We start from the raw sequence: 1,581 nt of genomic DNA, 5'->3' as shown, positions 1-1,581 counted from the left end.
GTCCGGTACTGATGTACAGCAGGTAGTCTTTAATGGCGGTGATGGTAATGACCTTCTCGACGGAACCAATGCTGTCTTACCTTTAGTTGGTATTGGAGGTAATGGCAACGACACCCTGATTGGCGGAGCCGGTGATGACAACCTCAGGGGTAATGCTGGCAATGATAGCCTGGTTGGCGGAGCTGGTGATGATAACCTAATTGGAGATGCCGGGAATGACACTCTGATTGGAGGTGATGGCGATGACAATCTGGTTGGTGGAGCTGGTAATGATGTCCTAATCAGTGGCAACGGTATTACTAGCTTTACTTTTGGTGGAGTTTCCAATTTCAGCGATTTGGGTCTCGATAGCATTCTTAACCTCGGAGGTCAAGACAAAATTCGTCTGGAACAGAATATCTTCACTACGCTCACTGGTACGTCGAGTGGCGGCTTAGCTAGCAGTGAATGGGCGGTTGTATCCAGTAATAGCCAGGTCGCAAGTAGTAGTGCTTGGATTGTCTACAACAGCAACACCGGGGATCTATTCTACAACCAGAATGGCAGTGCAGCTGGTCTCGGAAGCGGAGCTCAGTTTGCTACAATCAACACCAGCACCTCGGTGGGTGTCCAAGACTTTGAGATAGTATAAGTTAATTAAAAGTTAACTTATCTAGTATTTATCAATTCGGTGAGGTACATTTTTGAGTTTAGGGACTGAGGCCGTGGGCCACGCTACTCGAACGGAGCATGGAGCAGGGAGCAGGGAACAAATCCTGTGTACCTCATTAGGCTATAAAATGCTAGAGTCGTTTTTTGTTGAAGGTTGACTGTCAACCTTCAACTTTCAACCTTAAACCTTCAACCTACCCTAGACCAAACGCCTAAGGCAAACAACCTTCATGCTCATTAATAACCGTCCTAATTACAGGAATTATGGTAAAAAATGTGCGATTACTGTGGGAAATTTTTTCTATTAGTGAGCGCCTTTCCAAAGACTGTAAAACGGAAATAAGTTGTGAATTATAGTCTAAGGTAATGCTATGGCGCAATTGTTTAATAGAAATGGGGGTAGGATTCCTAGCTAGATAAGCAATCACCTTCTTCTCTGACTCATCTAACCGATTCAATTGCTCGATTAAAATTGTTCTCATTGGCTCAGGAACAATCACGTCATCCCAACTTAAAAATTCCGATACACTACCAAAAAAAAAGTCTTTAATTGTTTTTACAGCCAGCTTTAACCCTAAGGGATTGCCTCGATAACGTTTAATGAGTTCTATGTCTTGCTCTTGTTCAGACAAACCATTAGCTACTAATAGTTGCCGAGCGTCTTCTGTTGGTAAACCGTTTAGGGTTAATGAACGAGTGGAATAGTTTTTTTTCTCCAGTAACTCCATTTGTAGCGGTGGTTCCCAACTGATTAGGAGCAAACAACTTTGGTGTCTTTCTTGTCCTACTCGTCTAAAAAGTTTACCATAATCCTCATATCCCGCTTTATACTGTCCAACTAAAGTGCCACGGCTTAAAATCTGTTCAGCATCATCGAGTATTACCAGACAGCGATGCTCTCGTAAACACTCTAGAAAATCAGACATCAGA

At 43.1% G+C, this 1,581-nt stretch carries 1 protein-coding gene and 1 pseudogene; one reads left to right on the top strand and one right to left on the bottom strand.

The features are described from left to right. Positions 1–631 (top strand): calcium-binding protein (locus F6K49_RS47545; RefSeq protein ID WP_293109528.1); only part of this gene is annotated, 631 nt, incomplete at its 5' end. A gap of 232 nt (positions 632–863) precedes the next feature. Here the strand turns inward: F6K49_RS47545 and F6K49_RS47540 are convergent. Further along, a pseudogene (locus tag F6K49_RS47540) lies at positions 864–1,581 on the bottom strand (NB-ARC domain-containing protein); the annotation flags it as partial.

Source organism: Moorena sp. SIO3I6 (genome assembly GCF_010672095.1).
This window is presented reverse-complemented; position numbering and strand designations above follow the sequence as displayed.